The sequence below is a fragment of the Burkholderia sp. AU33423 genome (genome assembly GCF_002223135.1).
Classification (GTDB): Bacteria; Pseudomonadota; Gammaproteobacteria; order Burkholderiales; family Burkholderiaceae; genus Burkholderia; species Burkholderia lata_D.
Genome location: NZ_NKFH01000010.1, coordinates 246,927 through 263,810 on the forward strand (window position 1 = coordinate 246,927; position 16,884 = coordinate 263,810).

The following is a 16,884-nucleotide window of genomic DNA, read 5'->3' on the forward strand; positions in this document are numbered from 1 at the left end:
GCACCGTGAACAATGTAGAAAGGATTGAGCACCACGAGATCGTTATCCTGGGTGCAGGCTTCGGAGGCCTCGGCATGGCCGCTCGCATGAAAATCGCGGGCATCGACGACTTTGTCGTGCTGGAAAAGCGTCCCGATCTCGGCGGCGTCTGGCTGGACAATTCGTATCCCGGCGCGGCATGCGATACCGAATCGCACCTGTACTGCTACAGCTTCCATCCGCATTTGCGCGTGAGCGCGATGTATGCCGGCCGGAACGAGCTGCTGCACTATCTGAAATCGCTTGCCACGCGGTTCGACCTGACGGAACACCTGCGATTCAACATCGAGATTCGGAGTGCAGAATGGGATGCCGGCGCCAGCCTCTGGCGGTTTGCGCTGAGTGACGGCTCCCGGATGACCTCACGATTCTTCGTGCCGGCCTGGGGGCAACTGAACCGCCCGATGATCCCCGCGGTTCGCGGCCTGGCGGATTTCAACGGCGAATATTTCCACTCCGCCGAGTGGCGGCACGACGTGGACCTGAGCGGCAAGCGGGTGGCAAGCATCGGCAACGCGGCCAGCGCCGTGCAGTATGTGCCGCTCATCGCGCCGAAGGTCGATCACCTGACGGTATTCCAGCGAAGCGCGAACTGGATCATGCCGCGCAACCAGATCGTCTTCTCGGCGGAGCAGCTCGATGCCTACGAGCGCGAGCCCCATCTCTTCGAAGAAAGCCGGAAATCGCTGCACGCGTTCCGCGAGTCCGGGTTCGAGCGGACCCGGATGGGTTCCAACGCGCAGCAGGAAGGCAAGAGTCTCGCGTTGGCCCACCTTCATCGCCAGGTGCCCGACCCGGTACTGCGCGAGCAACTGACGCCGGACTATGAATACGCGTGCAAACGGATTCTGCGATCGGACGACTACTATCCGGCGCTCATGCGCGACAACGTCGCGCTGGAGACGGCGGGGGTGGAATCGTTCGTCGACGAGGGCATCGTGACCCGGGACGGGCGTCTGCTTCCGTTCGACGTCGTCGTGTTCGGAACCGGATTCGAGAGTCAGGCTTTCCAGGGCAGTCTGCAGGTGCGTGGAACGGACCGCACGTTGGCGCAGGCATGGGCAGACGGCCCGGAAGCCTATCTGGGCATGACCGTGCCTGGTTTTCCGAACATGTTCATGTTGTATGGGCCGAATACGAACCTGAACCACAACTCCATCGTGTCGATGCTCGAGATCCAGCAGAACTACATCATCGACGCGATCGGCGGCATGGCTTCGGCTGGCGTGAAGGCTGTTGATGTCGATCGGGCCGTGTTTGACGAATACAACGACAAGCTGCAGTCGGCGATGGCCGGCTCGGCGTTTTCGGCAGGCTGCTCGAGCTGGTACAAGAACGCGCAAGGCAAGGTGATCAACAACTGGCCGGGCACGGTGGAAGAGTACCGCGCCGCGACGCAGTGGGATCAAAGCGTGTTCGCTGCGATCTGAGCGGAGAGGCACATGACATCGGTGCACTGGTTGCCGCTGACCGAGGTGGCTGACGATGCTCGGGACGCCGTTCGGGCGTTCCGCGAACTGGGCGGACGACACTACGGCAGCTTTTCCGTCGACCAGTCGCGCGTGAACTTCGTGCGGGCCTGCGAATTGAACGGCCTCACGGGTGACGCGGCCGTTGTCCATGAAGACATCGATGTTCCCGTCGCGGACGGCAGCATTCGGGTACGGCTCTATCGTCCGCCCGCCGGGGCCGGTGCCGACGGCGCCCCGCTGGTCGTCTTCATTCACGGCGGCGGGTGGGTGATCGGCAGCGTGGACACGCATGACGGCATCTGCCGTCATCTCGCACGGCATGGCGGGTGTGCCGTCGCTTCGGTGGAGTACCGGCTGGCGCCGGAGCATCGGTGGCCGGTCCCGCTCGACGATTGCGAGCGGGCATTGGACTACCTGGCGGCCAACGCATCCGCGCTCGCCATCAATGCGTCTCGGGTGATCCTGGCGGGCGACAGCGCCGGCGGCAATATGGCGACCCTCATCGCCAATGCGGCATCGTCGGTGGGACCCGCGATCATCGGGCAGATCCTGTTCTATCCCGTGACGGACCTGACGGCGTCGCTGCCGTCATACCAGCGCATTCAAGGCGGATTTCCGCTGGTCGCCGAGTCGATGCTGTGGTTCCGGGAACACTACGTGCCGGCCGGCACGCCATTCGATCTTCCACGCCTGTCCCCGCTGCTGCATGCGGAAGGCCGGCGGCAGCCGCCGATGTTCATTGCCACGGTGGGGCTGGACCCGCTGTGTGACGAAGGCATTGCCTACGCGTCATGCGCGGCCCGCGCCGGGAGCAAGGTCGAGCATCACCATCTGCCCGGGCATCATCACGGCATCATCACCGCCGCCCGGACGATCCCGGCAGCGACCTGTCTGCTGGATCGCGCCGCTTCCTTTGTCCGGCGGCTTGCCGAAACGGACGGCTTCGAGGTTTGACGCGTCGATCGTCGCGCGGGCAGTTGCATGCAACCGTCGCGACCGATCGAGTAATGGAAACTCCTGATTCAAATTGTCCCTCGACTGCATAGACTGGGAACCGTGGAACTTGGTCAATTGATCATGTTCGGGGTGACCGGTCAAACCGGGATGCGCACCTGAATGACCCGCGTGCAGGTCCGGTCGGGTGCAGAGGGGGCGCTCGTGCTGGGTTGAAGCGTTGTCGCCGGCATGCACGTGCGAGCGTCTTTTTCCTTCGTAGTCACATGACCAAGTCGATTGATCTAGTCGTGCGGCGTTACGGATATTTTCAATAACTGGTCATCGGAGGGATCTCATGACTAAGAATCAAGCAGATTCGGTTTTGCCTGAGCACGTAGAGGTACTAATCATCGGGGCGGGGATCTCGGGGATCGATGCCGCTTGTCATCTTCGCATGAACTTGCCGGACCGCTCGTTCGCCATCCTCGAAGCCATGGATGGATTCGGCGGGACGTGGTGGACCCATCGCTACCCCGGCGCGCGTTCCGACAGCGACCTGTACACGTATGCGTTCGGATTCCGCCCGTGGCAGGGCCGCTCGATCGCCACGGCGGAGGAGATCCACAGCTATCTGGGCGATGTCATCAAGGAATATGACCTCGGCTCGAAGATCCACTACGGGCATCGTGTTCAAACGGTGAGCTGGTCGAGCGAACAGAAGCGCTGGACGGTCGAGGTGTCGCGCAACGATACGGGCGAACACTTCTCGATCACCACCGACTTCCTGTGGCTGGGGGCGGGGTACTACGACCATCGCAAGGGCTTTACGCCGAAGTGGAACGGGTTCGATCGCTTCAAGGGAACGGTCGTTCATCCGCAGCACTGGCCGAAGGACCTCGACTATGCCGGCAAGCGGGTGGTCGTGATCGGTTCGGGCGCGACCGCCGCGACGCTGATTCCGGCGATGGCCGGCACCGCGGCGCATGTGACGATGCTGCAACGGTCGCCGACGTTCTTCACGGCGGTTCCCTGGACCCACCAGCTGGACACGACGCTTCGCGAACTGAACCTGTCCGAGGAGTGGCGCTCCGAGATTCTGCGGCGTGCGCACCTGAAGCAGACGTTCGACCTGATCAACCTGTCCTCAGCGAACCCGGACGCCGTTCGCGACTGGCTGATCAACGAGACCCGCCAACAGCTGCCGGAAGGGTTCGACGTCGACAAGCACTTCAACCCCAGCTATCGCCCGTGGCAGCAGCGCGTGGCGGCGGTGCCGGAGGGCGACCTCTTCACGGCCATCCGGGAGGGTAAAGCCTCCGTCGTGACGGACACCATCGAGTCGTTCGACGAAAGCGGCATTGTGTTGGCGTCGGGCGAGCACCTGCAGGCGGACATCGTCGTGACGGCGACCGGCTTCGACATGAGCGCTTTCGGCCAGATCGCCTTCCACATCGACGGAGATCCGGTCGACATGACCAAGCGGGTCTCGTATCGGGGAATGATGATCGAGGGTATCCCGAACATGGCGTTCATCTACGGCTACTACCGGTCGAGCTGGACGCTGCGCGCCGATCTCGTCTGCGAATTCACCTGCCGCGTCCTCGCGCATATGGACAAGGTGGGGGCGAAGACGGTGGAGCCGCGCCTGCGCGCCGAAGACGCCGACATGCAGCGACTGCCCTGGACGGACCCGAACAACTTCAACGCCGGTTACGTGATGCGCTCGCAACACCAGATGCACTTGCGTGGCGATCGCATGCCGTGGCAGCACCACTTCGAGTACGAGGAGGAGCGCCAGACCATTCCGGAATTGAGCCCGGATGCCGAAGTCCTCGTGTACCGCTGATCTCCGAGCAACGTTCGATTAAAGGTGAAGTTATGGCACTCGATTTGCACCTCGCTGGCTTTCTCGAATCCTTAGCCGGGTCCGGCGCGAAACCGCTGCCGCAGTCAGCCCCGGAAGAGGCCCGCGGATTGATGCAGCATCTGGCTCGCGCCGTTCGCGCACCGGAGGCCGTTGTCGACGTTCACGGCGTGGAAGACCTGACCATTCCCGGCGCGGCCGGGTCGCTGCGGGCGCGGCTGTATCGTCCGACGCAGGAGCGCAATCTGCCGACGGTCGTCTATCTCCATGGCGGCGGGTTCGTCATCGGCGACCTGGATACGCACGACAACATTTGCCGCGAGCTGGCGCGCGGCGCGAACGCGGTCGTCGTCTCGGTGGACTACCGGCTGGCGCCCGAACATCCGTACCCGGCCGCGGCGGACGACGCGATTGCCGCCACCAAATGGGTGATCGCGAACGCGGGTGAGCTGGGCGGAAGCGACGTCGTGGCGGTGGCCGGAGACAGCGCCGGCGGCAATCTTGCCGCGGTCGTGACCCAGCAACTGCACGCCGACGGCATTGCGCTGTCCGCCCAGTTCCTGATCTACCCCGCGGTCGCGCAGGATCGCGCCGGCTTTCCTTCCTTCAAGGAAAACGGCGAAGGCTACTTTCTCGACCTCGAGACGATCGCCTGGTTCGAGCGACATTACGTGCCCGACGGTACCGACAGGGCGGATCCGCGGCTGGCGCCGATCCGTGCGAAGGACCTTGCCGGGTTGCCGCCTGCCGTCATCCTGACCGCCGAATTCGATCCGCTGCGAGACGAGGGCGAGGCCTACGGCCGCTTGCTCCACGCGAGCGGCGTCAAGGTCGACACGATCCGGTGCGACGGCATGATTCACGGGTTCTTCGACATGGGGGCGATTTCCCCGGGCGCGCAGGCGTGGATCGAGAAGGGTATTGCGAGTTTCAGAAAGGTACTCGGCGGCGCGCAGCACCGTTGATACGTTGGCGAAAGCGACTTGATTTCACTTTTCGCCATTTCATGGCCGCATGCGGTTCGATGGATGACCTCCAACGTTGCCGATGCGGCCGCGCAGTGCTGATGCATGACGGAATGACGCCGATTGCGCGCCGGCTCGGTGAGGCCCGCGACGCGAGTGGCGGAATCGATGCATCAGGTAGTTGCTTGTGAAGCGTTCAAGCATCTATCCAGGACACAGACCCGTGAAGAACTCATTCGATTATCTTGTTGTAGGCGGCGGCTCGGCAGGCAGCGTGCTGGCTTCGCGTTTGACCGAAGATCCCGATGTGACGCTGTGCCTCTTCGAAGCCGGCGGCACGGGTGATGGATGGCCCGTCAACGTGCCGGCCGCCCTGGTGCTGATGATCCCGTCCCGGCTGAACAACTGGGCGTTCGAGACGGTGCCCCAGAAGGGGCTGCAGGGGCGGCGCGGCTACCAGCCGCGTGGCAAGGCGCTGGGCGGATCGTCCGCGATCAATGCGATGGTGTACACGCGCGGCCATCATGCCGACTACGACGATTGGGCTGCGCTCGGCAACGAAGGCTGGGGCTGGAACGACGTCTTCCCGTATTTCAAGCGAAGCGAGCATAACGAGCGTCTTGGCAATGAATGGCACGGGCGCGACGGCCCGCTGTGGGTCAGCGACCTGCGGACGGACAATCCGTTCCAGGCGCGTTGGCTGGACGCCGCACGAGAGTGCGGCCTGCCCGTCACGGACGATTTCAACGGTGCGGAGCAGGAAGGCGTCGGCATTTACCAGGTGACGCAGAAGAATGGCGAGCGCTGGAGTGCGGCACGTGCCTATCTTTTTCCGCACATGAAGACGCGCGGCAACCTGACGGTGGAGACGGGCGCGCAGGTCAGGCGCATCGTGTTCGACGGCAAGAGGGCCGTTGGTGTCGAAGTCACGCGTGGGGGCAATGTCGAGACGGTCTGGGCGAAGAAGGAGGTGATCCTTTCCGCGGGCGCGTTTCAATCGCCTCAGTTGCTGATGTTGTCCGGCGTCGGGCCGAAGGACGAACTCGAGCGTCACGGGATCCAGGTCGTCGCCGATCTCCCGGGCGTGGGAGAGAACCTGCAGGATCACCCGGACTTCGTCGTCAGCTACAAGACGAACAGCCTGGATGCGCTCGGCGTATCAGTACGCGGCGCGATCAAGACGCTGGGCGACATCCGGCAATACCGGAACTCGCGGACCGGCACCCTGACCACCAACTTCGCCGAGGGCGGCGCGTTCCTGAAGACGCGTCCCGATCTGGATCGACCGGACGTTCAGATGCACTTCGTCGTCGGGCCCGTCAGCGATCACGGAAGGAAGGTGCATCTCGGCCATGGTCTTTCCTGTCACGTGTGCCTGCTGAGGCCGAAAAGCCGTGGATCGGTCAAGCTGCGAAGCGCCGATCCGCTGGACGCGCCGTTGATCGACCCGGCATTCCTCGAGCATGCAGATGATCTCGAGGTCCTGGTCGAGGGCTACAAGCTGACCCGGCGGTTGATGGCGGCGCCGGCCATGGCCCAGTTCGTGACGGAGGACCTGTTCGCGTCCCGGTCGCGATCGGACGACGACATTCGTGCGCTGCTGCGCGAGCGGACCGACACCGTGTACCACCCGGTCGGAACGTGCCGCATGGGGAACGACGCGCTCGCCGTCGTGGATTCCCAGTTGCGCGTACGGGGAACGGAAGGCTTGCGTGTGGTTGATGCATCGATCATGCCGACGCTGGTGGGCGCAAATACGAACGCGCCAACGATCATGATCGGGGAGAAAGCCTCGGACCTGATTCGGAGGATCTCCCGGTTCCCGTCCGCGATACCGGAAAACGCGGTTTGAGTGGCCTTCTCTCGTGCCGACGTTCGTCGGTGCGAGGGCCTCAATCGGACAGGGACGTCGCGAGCATGATGTGTGCGACGACGTCCACGACCTGAAGGCAAGGGCTCGCCGGCCGGTTGTGGCAAGACTGGACGCTGCCGGGGCATCGCGCGCTATCTGGCATCGAGCGCTCGAGTGGTGAGGTCTGCTGACGCAGCCAACCGCCGATTATGAATACATCCTTGCTCTTTGAAGAGCAACGCGAGCACGAGGAAAGAGAGGCCGCCGCCCGAGGCGCAGATGCCGGGTGGCGGCCTGTGTGCGTCAACAACCGGAGAAAGACCGGTGCCTGCTTCGCTGCGACGAGCCGCAGCCACCGACGAACCCGTCAGCCGATCGACCTTGCTCGGCGTCCGGCCCGGTCCGGGTGAGGGAAATGTTCTTGACCCGCCTCTATCCCGATGGCTTCGGCGTGTTTCATGTCGAACGCCGTCTTCAATTCGACGAGCCATGCCCGTGAACGGGGACCCCTATGCGGCGCCTGAAACTGTCCGGAAGGTGTCCGCGTGCACGAAAGGCAACGACGCGGATATTCAATCATGCACTCGCTCATACTCATCGCGGATGACGCGCCGGAAATGTCGTCAACGCTCGATACCTGCCTGACTCGCAACGGGTTTCGAACATTCCAGACCAACCGCTCCCAGACCGTGCTGGGCACGCAACTGAACCTGAAGCCGGATCTGGTCATTCTCGACGTCCGTGAACTGGGTGCGGACACCCTGGACCTGCTCGCCAGGCTTCGACGACAAAGCGATACCCCCATCGTCGTCATTTCGGCGTGTGACCTGGACAGGGCGCAGTTGCGCGCACTGCACGCCGGCGCCGACGACTACATCGTCAGGCCGTTCAACCCGGACGTGATCGTCGCGCGATTGCGCACGGTTCTTCGCCGCTCCGGTGCGCTCGCGCCTGAACGTCGTCTCCGGGTGGGCGCGCTCGAAGTCGATACGGAAAGCTATATGGCGTGCGTGAGAACGTCCTCCGGCGAAACGCCGGTTTCCGTGACACTCGTCGAATTCCGCCTGCTGGCTCACATGGCCAGGCTGCCGAATCGCGCATTTACGCGCATCGAATTGCTCAATGCGTGCATGGCAGACGTCACCGCATCCACGCGCACCGTCGACAGCCACATGAGCCGGTTACGGAGAAAGCTGGCGGCCGCAGGGGCGTCGGGCATCGTGGAAAGCGTGCACGGCATCGGCTATCGACTTCGAAAATCCGGCTGACGGGGGAGGGCGTCGCTCGCGGTCGGCATCCGCTGTTCGTTGCGTGTGCATGCGGCGCGGACGTGCATGCAGCAGAGATGGGGGCAACGCGGGCAGACTCCATCCGAGGTCAGGCAGGTTTCGACACAGCGGGCCACGATTCACGATCGCGGCCCGCTGCGCGAATCAGACATCCGACAGTTACTGCGCGATGACCCCGTCGCGAGAAAAGATCAGCCACTTGTCGCCAGTCGAGGGGAGCGCCGCGGTGTACGTCGTCCCGGTCTGGGTGCGCAGGCGCTGGAACGTCTTGCCGTCATCGGTGCTTTGAGCCTGGAGCCCGTCGACCCCGACGGCCAGTACCGTGGAGCCTCGGGACGCAAGCGCGGTAATGGAATTCCTGGTGTCGAGCGTCGCGCGTGACCAGGTATGGCCGTTGTCCTCGCTTCGCATCAGCGTGCCGCGCAGCCCGCCGACCAGCAGCACACCGTTGGGCAGCGCCACGCCGCACCAGAACGACCCCTTGTAACCGGTCTCCACGCTTTCCCACGTGTTGCCCTTGTCCCTGGAAATCAGGAGTTGCCCCTTCTCGGCCGTGGCAAAGATCTCGCCGTTACCGTTCGAAAAAAGGCCGAACAGATTCAGGTCCGACTTCTTGCCGTTCGGGAGCACGGCTTCCTTTTTGGTCCAGGTCTTGCCGCCGTCATCGGTGACGAGGATGAGCGACCAGAGTCCGACGGCCACGCCGTGGTCGGCATCGATGAAGTGCACGCCGAACAGCGGGCGATCCTCGCTCGTCACGAGACGTTGAACCTCCCACGTCTCGCCGCCGTCGGTCGTCTTCAGGATCGCGCCCCAGTGGCCGACTGCCCACCCTGTCCTGGCGTCGATGAAACTGACGGACGTCAGCGTCGAGCTCACGGGCACGGACTTGGCCTGACGGTACGTCGCACCGCGGTTGTCGGACAGCAGGATGATGCCGTTCGCGCCGACACTCACGACCCGCTGGCCGGCCCAGGTGGCATCCAGCACGGGGGACTGGGTCGCGATGCTGGACTGGACGGCCGGAACGGCCCGGAGTTCCGATGCGGACACCGCGCCTGGCATGCTGCCCAGCAGCGCGCCAAGGACGACGGCGCCGGCCGACAGGGAGAGAACCTTGCGATACAGGGTCATGGAATCCTCTTTTTCTTCAATGGGCGAGCAGGCCGGGGGCACGGGCGGGCTTGCGCCGCGGGAAGATGCGCTCGAGCCAGACGGCGAAGGCGGGCAGAACCGTCATGGCCATGACCATGTTGACGATGAACATGAACGCCAGGAGCTTGCCCATGTCCGCCTGGAACTTCAGCTCGGAGAACGACCAGGTGGCGACGCCGACCGCGAGCGTGATCGCCGTGAAGATGGTGGCCGTCCCGATCTCGAGGATCGATTGTTCGAGCGCCTTGACGATGCCGACACCGTTGGCGAGATGCAGCTGCAGCCGGTTGTAGATATAGAACGCATAGTCGACGCCGATGCCCACCGCCAGCACCATCACGGGCAACGTGGCGACGGTCAGGCCGATCTGCAGCTCCTTCATGAACCAATACCCGATGAACGTGCCGATCGTCAGCGGCAGGCAGCAGGCGAGGACCGCGCGCAGGTCACGGTACGTGACGAGGACGAGCAGGACGATGGTCGTATAGACGTAAAGCATCATCGGCAATTCGCTGCGCTCGATTTCGTCGTTGACCGCGGCCAGCACGCCGGCATTGCCGGACGCGAGCCGGATCTTCACGCCCGGCAGCTTGTTCGTATCGCGGAAATGCTTCGCGGCGTTGATCACCTGGGTGATCGTGGTCGCCTTGTGGTCGGCCAGATAGATGTTCACCGCGGTCATGCTGCAGTCCTTGCGCATGACGCCGGGCGTGCGGGCCACTTCGCCGGCCAGCGACGAATAGTTGTCGGGGTCGATGGGGATCGCGGACATCTTCGGATTGCCTTCGTTGTATCCCTCGTTGTATTGCCGCAGCAACGAGGAAAACGAAACGACCGACAATACGCCGGGGACGGCACGCATCGACCAGACGAAGCGATCCTGGTAGGCGCCGACCTCCACGTTGTTGCAGGACTGGGGCGGCGCTTCGAAGACGATGGAAATCCAGTCCAGGCCGACGTCGTAGCTCGACGCAATCGAAACCGAATCCTGGTTGAACCGGGCGTCGGCACGCAGCTCGGGCGCGCCGGCCTGCAGCGTGCCGACCACGCGGTCCCGACTTTCCCAGGCCGCCACGCAGAACACCACGACGGCCGCCAGCAGGACGATCGCCGCATTGCGCGGAATGGCGACTTTGGCGAGCACGCGGAGCACGCGGCCGCGACGAACGGCATGCAGTTCCGCATTCTTTGCATAATTGCCGTCGACCTTGAGCAACGACGCGGCGAGCGGCAGCATCACCAGGTTCGTGACGATCTTGTACGCCACGCCGAGCGAAGCGGTGATCGCGAGCTCGCGCACCATCGGGATCGGAATCAGGATCAGCGTGACGAAGGACACGAAAGCGGTCACCAGCGCGAGCGTGCCGGGAATCAGCAGCCCGCTGAAGCTGGATCGGGCGGCTTGCTCCACCGACTTCCCGTGGGAGATCTCGCGCACGATGAAATTGATCTGCTGGACGCCGTGTGACACGCCGATCGCGAACACCAGGAACGGAACCAGCACGCCCAACGGGTCGAGCCCGTAGCCGAGGAGATGCAGCGTGCCGAACTGCCAGACGAGCGAGACGAGCGAGCAGGTCAGCGGCAGGATCGTCAGGCGAACGGAGCGGCAGTACCAGTAGACGGCCAATGCGGTCAGGAGCAGGGCGATCGCGCAGAACTTCAGGACGGACGATGCGCCGTTTGCAATATCACCGATCTGTTTCGCGAAACCGATGATCTGGATTTCATAGTTCGCATCCTCGAACTTGGCGCGCAATTGCGATTCGAGCGCCTTGTCGAATGCCACGTAGTCGACCCGCTCGCCTTTCGCATCCAGCTCGTTGAGATCGGCGGTGACCATTGCGCTGCTCTGGTCGCGCGACACGAGGCTGCCGACGAAGCCGCCCTGCGCGGTCGAGCGCGAAATGGCGCCGACCGTGTTGCCGTCGAGCTGATCGGGCGTCACGGTGCCGGGAATGAGCGGGTCCGCGCGGAATCCGTCTTCGGTGATCTCGTTGACGAATGAATTCGGTGTCCAGAGCGACTGGACGCTGCTGCGGGACACGTTCGGCAGGAAGGTGACCGCCTGGGTGACTTCATACAGGCGCTTCAACGCAGCCGGCGTCCAGATGCTGCCCTTGCGGGCCTTGACGACGACGATCAGGCGGTTGGCGCCGAGCAGGTCACCGCGATACTCGTTGAACGTCTGCGTGTATTCGTGGCCCAACGGAAGCTGCTTCTCGAACCCGGCATCCATGCGCAGCTTGACGGCGAAGCAGGCCATGACGACCGTGAAAAGAACCAGAAGCCCCAGCACGAGACGCCTGTGACCGAACAGCGTATTTTCCAGCGAATGAAGAATTCTTAGCAGCTTGCTGGGTCGGGCTGCGTCGGAAACAGGCGTTTGATTCATATTGACCTCAGAAATTTCGAGATGCGACGATTGCCACGAAGTCTCGGTCACGTAGCGGGTTGGCGAGCGGGTTGGTCGGGCCCATGAAGCGGGTGTAGTTCAAGGCGACCTGCCAGTTCGCCGGGTTCTGTATGAAGTTCACATACAGGTTCATGGCCGTTACGCCGCGCATGAACTGGGCATTCACGTTCGGCGTATTGCCGAAGAGGCCGTATCGGACGAATATCCCCGGATTGACCTGCCACCCGGGAATGACGGTGCCGTCGTAAACCCAGTTGAAATCGACGTCGATACCGCCGGAGTATTTCGTTCCCTGGGCACTACCCGGCGAGTTGAGTGCGCCGCTCGCGAACAGGTCGTTGAATTCGTTCCCCCACAGAAGCGCGCCAGGCGAAATCGGCGACCCGCCGTAGCTCTTGTGAAGCCCCGGATAAGCAATGATCACCGTCTCGGTCGTCAGCGTGGCGGTCTGGGCGCCGAGCAGCTTCAGGAATGCGCCGGAATTGCCGGGCTGCAGCGAGTAGAGGGTCGTCAGGTGCCACTGGAATCGCTTCTCGTCGACCCAGCAGTTCCCCCCTTGCGCGACGCATCCGCTGGCCGGATTCAGGGGAACGGCATCTCGCGGCCGGTACGAGAGCTCGGTGCCGATCGCCCAGTCGCCCACGGGGAAGTTGGCGCTGACACCGATCATGTGGCGGTCTTCCGGAAATCGGAAGACCGTCCCGCCCGTCGAACTCAGCGAGACTTGCGGGAACTTGTCGTGGTACGCGATCGTGTAGAAGCCGAGATTCAGGTCCGTTCCCGCCGGCTGGTAGCGAATGGAAAAACCATACTGCCCGCCGTTCTTCGGATGGATGGTCGAGACGCCGTACGTGTTGTTGCCGGGCCCGACGATCTGATTCGACCAATAGCTGCCCACCGGCGGAAGGTAATTCTGGTTCCAGTTGCTCTGGTAGTACCCTTCGACGTTCACGCCGTGCCCGACGCCGGATGCGACGCTCACGATCGGCGCGGGCAGGATGATCTCCTTGACCTGCGCCCCGGGCTGGGACGCGCGATTCACGTCGATCGCATTCGTCGCATTGATCCCGCCGACTTCCCAGATGCTTTCGCCCCAGCTGACCACCTGGTTACCCACACGGACGCGGGCAATCTGGTCGCCTACGTTGAACTGCTTGCTGACCCACAGGTCGAGCAGGCGTGGCTTGAAGCGGATGTTCTTCTCGGCGTCGGACGGAAGCCCGCCGCTCAGGCTGGGTGCGGGGTTGTAGAACAGGTCCTGTCCGCTGCTTGCGCCTGTCGTGCGGGTACCGGAGTAGTCGTATTGCCAGGTGCCGCGCGCCATGAACGTGAGCCCTTGCGACGGCATCTTCAGGACCAGCTCGTGGTTGCCCTTGAGATAGCTCGTGAACGGATCTCCCTTGCCGTAGTTGATGTCGCCCTGATCGGAGAGGCCGCTCAACTGACCGAGCCGGCCGCCACCGGTCTGCGCACCGGTGGCCACGTTGTAGGTCGGCGAGACGAGATTGCTGCTCGGCGACGCCGTTCGAATGCCGACGCCCGCCGATATCGTCGAATCGAAACTGCCTTCGACGTTCCCGATCGTGAACGTGAACGCGTGCGCGCCGCCGCACCCGACGGCGACGAGCGCCGCGATCGCCGCGCGCACGAACACCACGCTGGAGCGGGGCTGTAATGAGGAGGTGGTAGCCATTTTGTTTCGGCCCCTGTCAACGCTCGCTCAACGCACGGAGATTATCGGCGTTGTAGAAGCTCGGCTTGTAGTGTTGGTCCGCCGACGAGTCGACCGACCACTTCGCGTCCCGTCCGGCCGCGAGCATCGAACCGTCCACGAGGTACCGGCCGTCGACGAGGTTGTATTGAGCGAATGCGAGCGTGTCGCAGCTCCCCGTCTCGTACACCGGAATGATGTAACCCTCGCGGACCTTCGAGATGTTGCCCTGCGCGTCGTAGTCCACCGCGCCGAGGTAGCTCCAGCTGTCTTCGTCGACGTAGAACAGGCGCTTGGGCGCGGTATGGCGCATCCCCTGCTTGACCGTGGCTTCCACGACCCACACGCGATGGAGTTCGTAGCGACGCTTCGCCGGGTTCACGAAGTCGGGGCCGTAGGCATCTTCAAATTTTTCCGAGAAGTCGTACATGCCGAGATCGTTGTACGTCACGACCATTTCCTTCTTGCCGAGCAGCTTCCACGAGAACCGGTCCGTCTGTCCGGAGAAGACCAGCGCTTCATCCATGTTGTACTGGTTGTCGAAGCCGATCTGCGGCGCATCGTATGCATACGACGGCATGCGACGGGTGCGGCGCTGCCCCGGGAAGTAGTAGAAGACTTCCGTCGGCTTGCCGGCGTAGGTCGTAAAGATCGCGGCCTGGCCGGCAATCGCCGCCGGGGACTTGTACGCGTAGTAGGCGTTGCCTTCGACCTGGTTGACCTTCGCGAACGTCGTGCCGGCCTTGTCGCCCCACGGCTGGTAGATCCACGCGTCGGACACGTTCTTGATCCAGTCGGACGCGCCCTTGCGCGGGGAGACGACGGTGATGATGTCGCGCATCTCGACGCCGGCGCCGCGGTAGTGCACCTTCGCGTTCCACATCACTTCCGCGCCGGTCTTGGGCGCAGGGAACGGGTAGCCGGGCAGGTGGGCATCGGCGAGTTCCGATCCGTCGGCGGTCATCTTGGCGAAGCCCGCGTTGTTCTTCGTGTTCTCCGCGACGAAATCGGGGACGCCGCACGTGCGCCGGGACGGATAGACCGGCATCGTGAAGCCCTTCAGGTTCTTCAACAGCGCAATCTGGCCCGGGTTGAGCTTGTCCGCGTACTTGTCGACGTTGCTGGCGTCGATCGTGTACAGGGGCTTGTCGGATTTGTATTTGAAGAAATCCGCGCGGCGCTTGCCGTAACTCCAGCCCGCCCCGACGTTGCCCACGGGAGCCCAGGCGGGAATGCCGCTCGCGGTGCCGGCGACTTCGGCGCCCGATGGCGTATGTGAAGAATCCGTACCTTCCGCAAGCGCACCGGTCAAAGACATCGCGACTGCGGAAGCGATGACGGACAATTTCGCTGCCGATCGGATGAGCGAAGCAGATTTCTTGAAAGCATGAGTCTTGACCACGGCTATCTCCTTGACCTTGACCAGGTGACGTGCGCCCGCCAAAGGGTTGTGCATAGGTGAAAACGGCTGAAGGTACCGATAGTCCTGTCCGTTTGTTAGCTATGCGAAATGAATGAGGGTGCGTTTTGCTTTGTTTTCGTGAATCGGCGAACCCCAGGTCATTGCTGTCACGCTGGCGTTCGTGTTGTCCGGCTGCCTGACGGCGTGCCGGACGGTATGGCTGATGCTTGCAGCTATTGGGCGCCCGCCGAAGCAGGATGCGGCTTGTCAGGCTGGACCTGCTCCGTACGCGCGCCGCTGTTGAGCGACTTCCGGCTTATGCCGGGACCGACGAGAAGTATTCGGCCGGCTGAGCGTGCCATCCTGCCCAGCGCTTCTCCCAGTAGAGGTTGTGAATCTTCTCGGAGATCGGGCCGGGGCCTTTGTGGTTGCCAAGCGGTTGGTCGTCCACTGCGCTGACGGGCATGATCCCGCCTGCCGACGACGAGGTGAATGCTTCGTCGGCCTCGCGCAGCTGGGTCGCGGTGTACTTGCCGATGTTCACCTTGATGCCGAGCTCGGCGGCGATATCGAAGACGCTCTGACGCGTGATGCCCAGCAGGCAGCCTTCAGCGGGGGTGTAGAGCTCCCCGTTCTTGACGAAGAAGACGTTCGCACCGGCTGCCTCGGTGAGGTTGTCGTTTTCGTCGACGAGAACCGCCCAGTCCTTCTCCTGCGTCATGGCTTCGAAGAGCGCGAGCTTCATGTCCATCCAGTGGAAGTTCTTCGCCGTGGGATCGACCGCCTTCGCGGAAATGCGGTTGTACCGCTTGCTGATCAGCAGGTTCGAGCCGCGCGTGCGGACCTCGTCGTCGGCCTGGAAGAAGAACGGCACGGCAAACGCGAACATCGCGTTCTTCATTGCGCTGCGGTCGCGGCGGTCGACGCTCAGCGGGCCGCGGGTGACGCACCACCAGACGTAGGCATCCTTCAACCCGGCGTTACGCACGAGATTGTGGAGAATTTCCTTGACCTGGTCGCGATTGAACGGATTCTCGAGGAAGAACTTCGCCGCCGACTCTTCCATGCGCGTGAGGTGATCGTCGAGCCGGAAGAAGTTGCCTCGCGAGACGGTGACGACATCGTAGGCCGCGTCGGCATGCAGGAACCCCGCGTCGACGAGCGGGACGGTCGCTTCGGTGATGGGGACATAGTTGCCGTCACAGAAGGCACTGCCATCTTCATAGCGGGGTTCATGCGGAGCGCGAGCATGCAGCGGATTCTCGTGCATGATCTGCTGGACTTGAATGATTGCCATGGTGATTACCTTTCGCTCCCGAGGGAGAGTTGTCGTTCGATATTGACGTCAAAACGCGACCGGATCGCGGTGCGCTACTTTGCGGATTGCTTACTGCCTGGCTATCCGGCGTGAAGTCTGCCATATGACTTGATCAAATGACCGTGTAGTAGAAAGTATTGCTCGAAAAATTCCTTGTCGATGAAGGTTAACCCTCTGTGATGCGTGGCTGGATACTCGAGCGGCGAGCAGACCCGTGTTTGCCGGCCGTGATGGTCGAATGTCCGTTCCGGTAGACCAAACCGGTCCGCCTGAAAAAAGTCGCTTCGGCGTGGTGCGCGCTTCGCCGGAAGCCGACTCGTGGTCCCGTCTCCATCGTCATCCGGTCACACCCGCTGCAGATCCTTTGCAGCAGCATGACTGTTCGTTTCCTGAAGCGTCGTCCTTCGGCATGCCGGTGGCAATACTGATTATTACTGAGTCGCGTGACTTGGCCAAATGATCAAA

Annotated in this window: 11 protein-coding genes; 6 read left to right on the forward strand and 5 right to left on the reverse strand. The window is 62.9% G+C overall.

Features of this window, described 5'->3' with window-relative positions; genetic code table 11:
• Positions 1-5 precede the first annotated feature (5 nt).
• From CFB50_RS36470 to CFB50_RS36495, 6 genes are all read left to right on the forward strand, one after another.
• Positions 6-1,469, forward strand: coding sequence for a flavin-containing monooxygenase (locus tag CFB50_RS36470; RefSeq protein ID WP_069250109.1), 1,464 nt, complete (start codon positions 6-8; stop codon positions 1,467-1,469).
• A 12-nt stretch (positions 1,470-1,481) separates the two neighbouring features.
• Complete coding sequence (locus CFB50_RS36475; protein WP_089449242.1) at positions 1,482-2,465, forward strand: alpha/beta hydrolase; 984 nt, start codon at positions 1,482-1,484, stop codon at positions 2,463-2,465.
• Positions 2,466-2,802: 337 nt separating this feature from the next.
• Positions 2,803-4,293, forward strand: a complete 1,491-nt coding sequence (locus tag CFB50_RS36480) for a flavin-containing monooxygenase (RefSeq protein ID WP_089449243.1) — start codon at positions 2,803-2,805, stop codon at positions 4,291-4,293.
• Positions 4,294-4,325: 32 nt separating this feature from the next.
• Complete coding sequence (locus tag CFB50_RS36485) at positions 4,326-5,276, forward strand: alpha/beta hydrolase (RefSeq protein ID WP_089449244.1); 951 nt, start codon at positions 4,326-4,328, stop codon at positions 5,274-5,276.
• Positions 5,277-5,499: 223 nt separating this feature from the next.
• Entirely contained in the window at positions 5,500-7,128 is a 1,629-nt protein-coding gene (locus CFB50_RS36490; protein WP_089449245.1) for a GMC family oxidoreductase, read from the forward strand.
• 578 nt (positions 7,129-7,706) lie between these two features.
• Positions 7,707-8,396 (forward strand): response regulator transcription factor, encoded by a 690-nt coding sequence (locus CFB50_RS36495; protein WP_089449246.1) that lies wholly within the window; start codon positions 7,707-7,709, stop codon positions 8,394-8,396.
• Positions 8,397-8,576: 180 nt separating this feature from the next.
• On the opposite strand, the gene CFB50_RS36500 is transcribed toward CFB50_RS36495, so the two are convergent.
• From CFB50_RS36500 to CFB50_RS36520, 5 genes are all read right to left on the reverse strand, one after another.
• Entirely contained in the window at positions 8,577-9,551 is a 975-nt protein-coding gene (locus CFB50_RS36500) for a WD40/YVTN/BNR-like repeat-containing protein (protein WP_174946606.1), read from the reverse strand.
• A gap of 16 nt (positions 9,552-9,567) precedes the next feature.
• The gene (locus CFB50_RS36505) at positions 9,568-11,967 is read right to left on the reverse strand and encodes an efflux RND transporter permease subunit (protein ID WP_089449247.1); all 2,400 of its coding nucleotides are present in this window, start codon (positions 11,965-11,967) and stop codon (positions 9,568-9,570) included.
• A gap of 7 nt (positions 11,968-11,974) precedes the next feature.
• Positions 11,975-13,681, reverse strand: a complete 1,707-nt coding sequence (locus tag CFB50_RS36510) for a DUF1302 domain-containing protein (RefSeq protein ID WP_089449248.1) — start codon at positions 13,679-13,681, stop codon at positions 11,975-11,977.
• A 16-nt stretch (positions 13,682-13,697) separates the two neighbouring features.
• Positions 13,698-15,017 carry a DUF1329 domain-containing protein gene (locus tag CFB50_RS36515; RefSeq protein WP_089449554.1) on the reverse strand — a complete coding sequence of 440 codons (1,320 nt, stop codon included), beginning with the start codon at positions 15,015-15,017 and terminating at the stop codon, positions 13,698-13,700.
• A gap of 400 nt (positions 15,018-15,417) precedes the next feature.
• Entirely contained in the window at positions 15,418-16,398 is a 981-nt protein-coding gene (locus CFB50_RS36520) for an aminotransferase class IV (protein WP_089449249.1), read from the reverse strand.
• Positions 16,399-16,884 lie beyond the last annotated feature (486 nt).

Bases quoted from the DNA above. Each gene is read 5' to 3' on its own strand.
- CFB50_RS36485 (WP_089449244.1), top strand. From the start codon at position 4,326: ATGGCACTCGATTTGCACCTCGCTGGCTTTCTCGAATCCTTAGCCGGG.
- CFB50_RS36475 (WP_089449242.1), top strand. From the start codon at position 1,482: ATGACATCGGTGCACTGGTTGCCGCTGACCGAGGTGGCTGACGATGCT.
- CFB50_RS36480 (WP_089449243.1), top strand. From the start codon at position 2,803: ATGACTAAGAATCAAGCAGATTCGGTTTTGCCTGAGCACGTAGAGGTA.
- CFB50_RS36495 (WP_089449246.1), top strand. From the start codon at position 7,707: ATGCACTCGCTCATACTCATCGCGGATGACGCGCCGGAAATGTCGTCA.
- CFB50_RS36515 (WP_089449554.1), bottom strand. From the start codon at position 15,017: ATGTCTTTGACCGGTGCGCTTGCGGAAGGTACGGATTCTTCACATACG.
- CFB50_RS36505 (WP_089449247.1), bottom strand. From the start codon at position 11,967: ATGAATCAAACGCCTGTTTCCGACGCAGCCCGACCCAGCAAGCTGCTA.
- CFB50_RS36500 (WP_174946606.1), bottom strand. From the start codon at position 9,551: ATGACCCTGTATCGCAAGGTTCTCTCCCTGTCGGCCGGCGCCGTCGTC.
- CFB50_RS36520 (WP_089449249.1), bottom strand. From the start codon at position 16,398: ATGGCAATCATTCAAGTCCAGCAGATCATGCACGAGAATCCGCTGCAT.
- CFB50_RS36510 (WP_089449248.1), bottom strand. From the start codon at position 13,681: ATGGCTACCACCTCCTCATTACAGCCCCGCTCCAGCGTGGTGTTCGTG.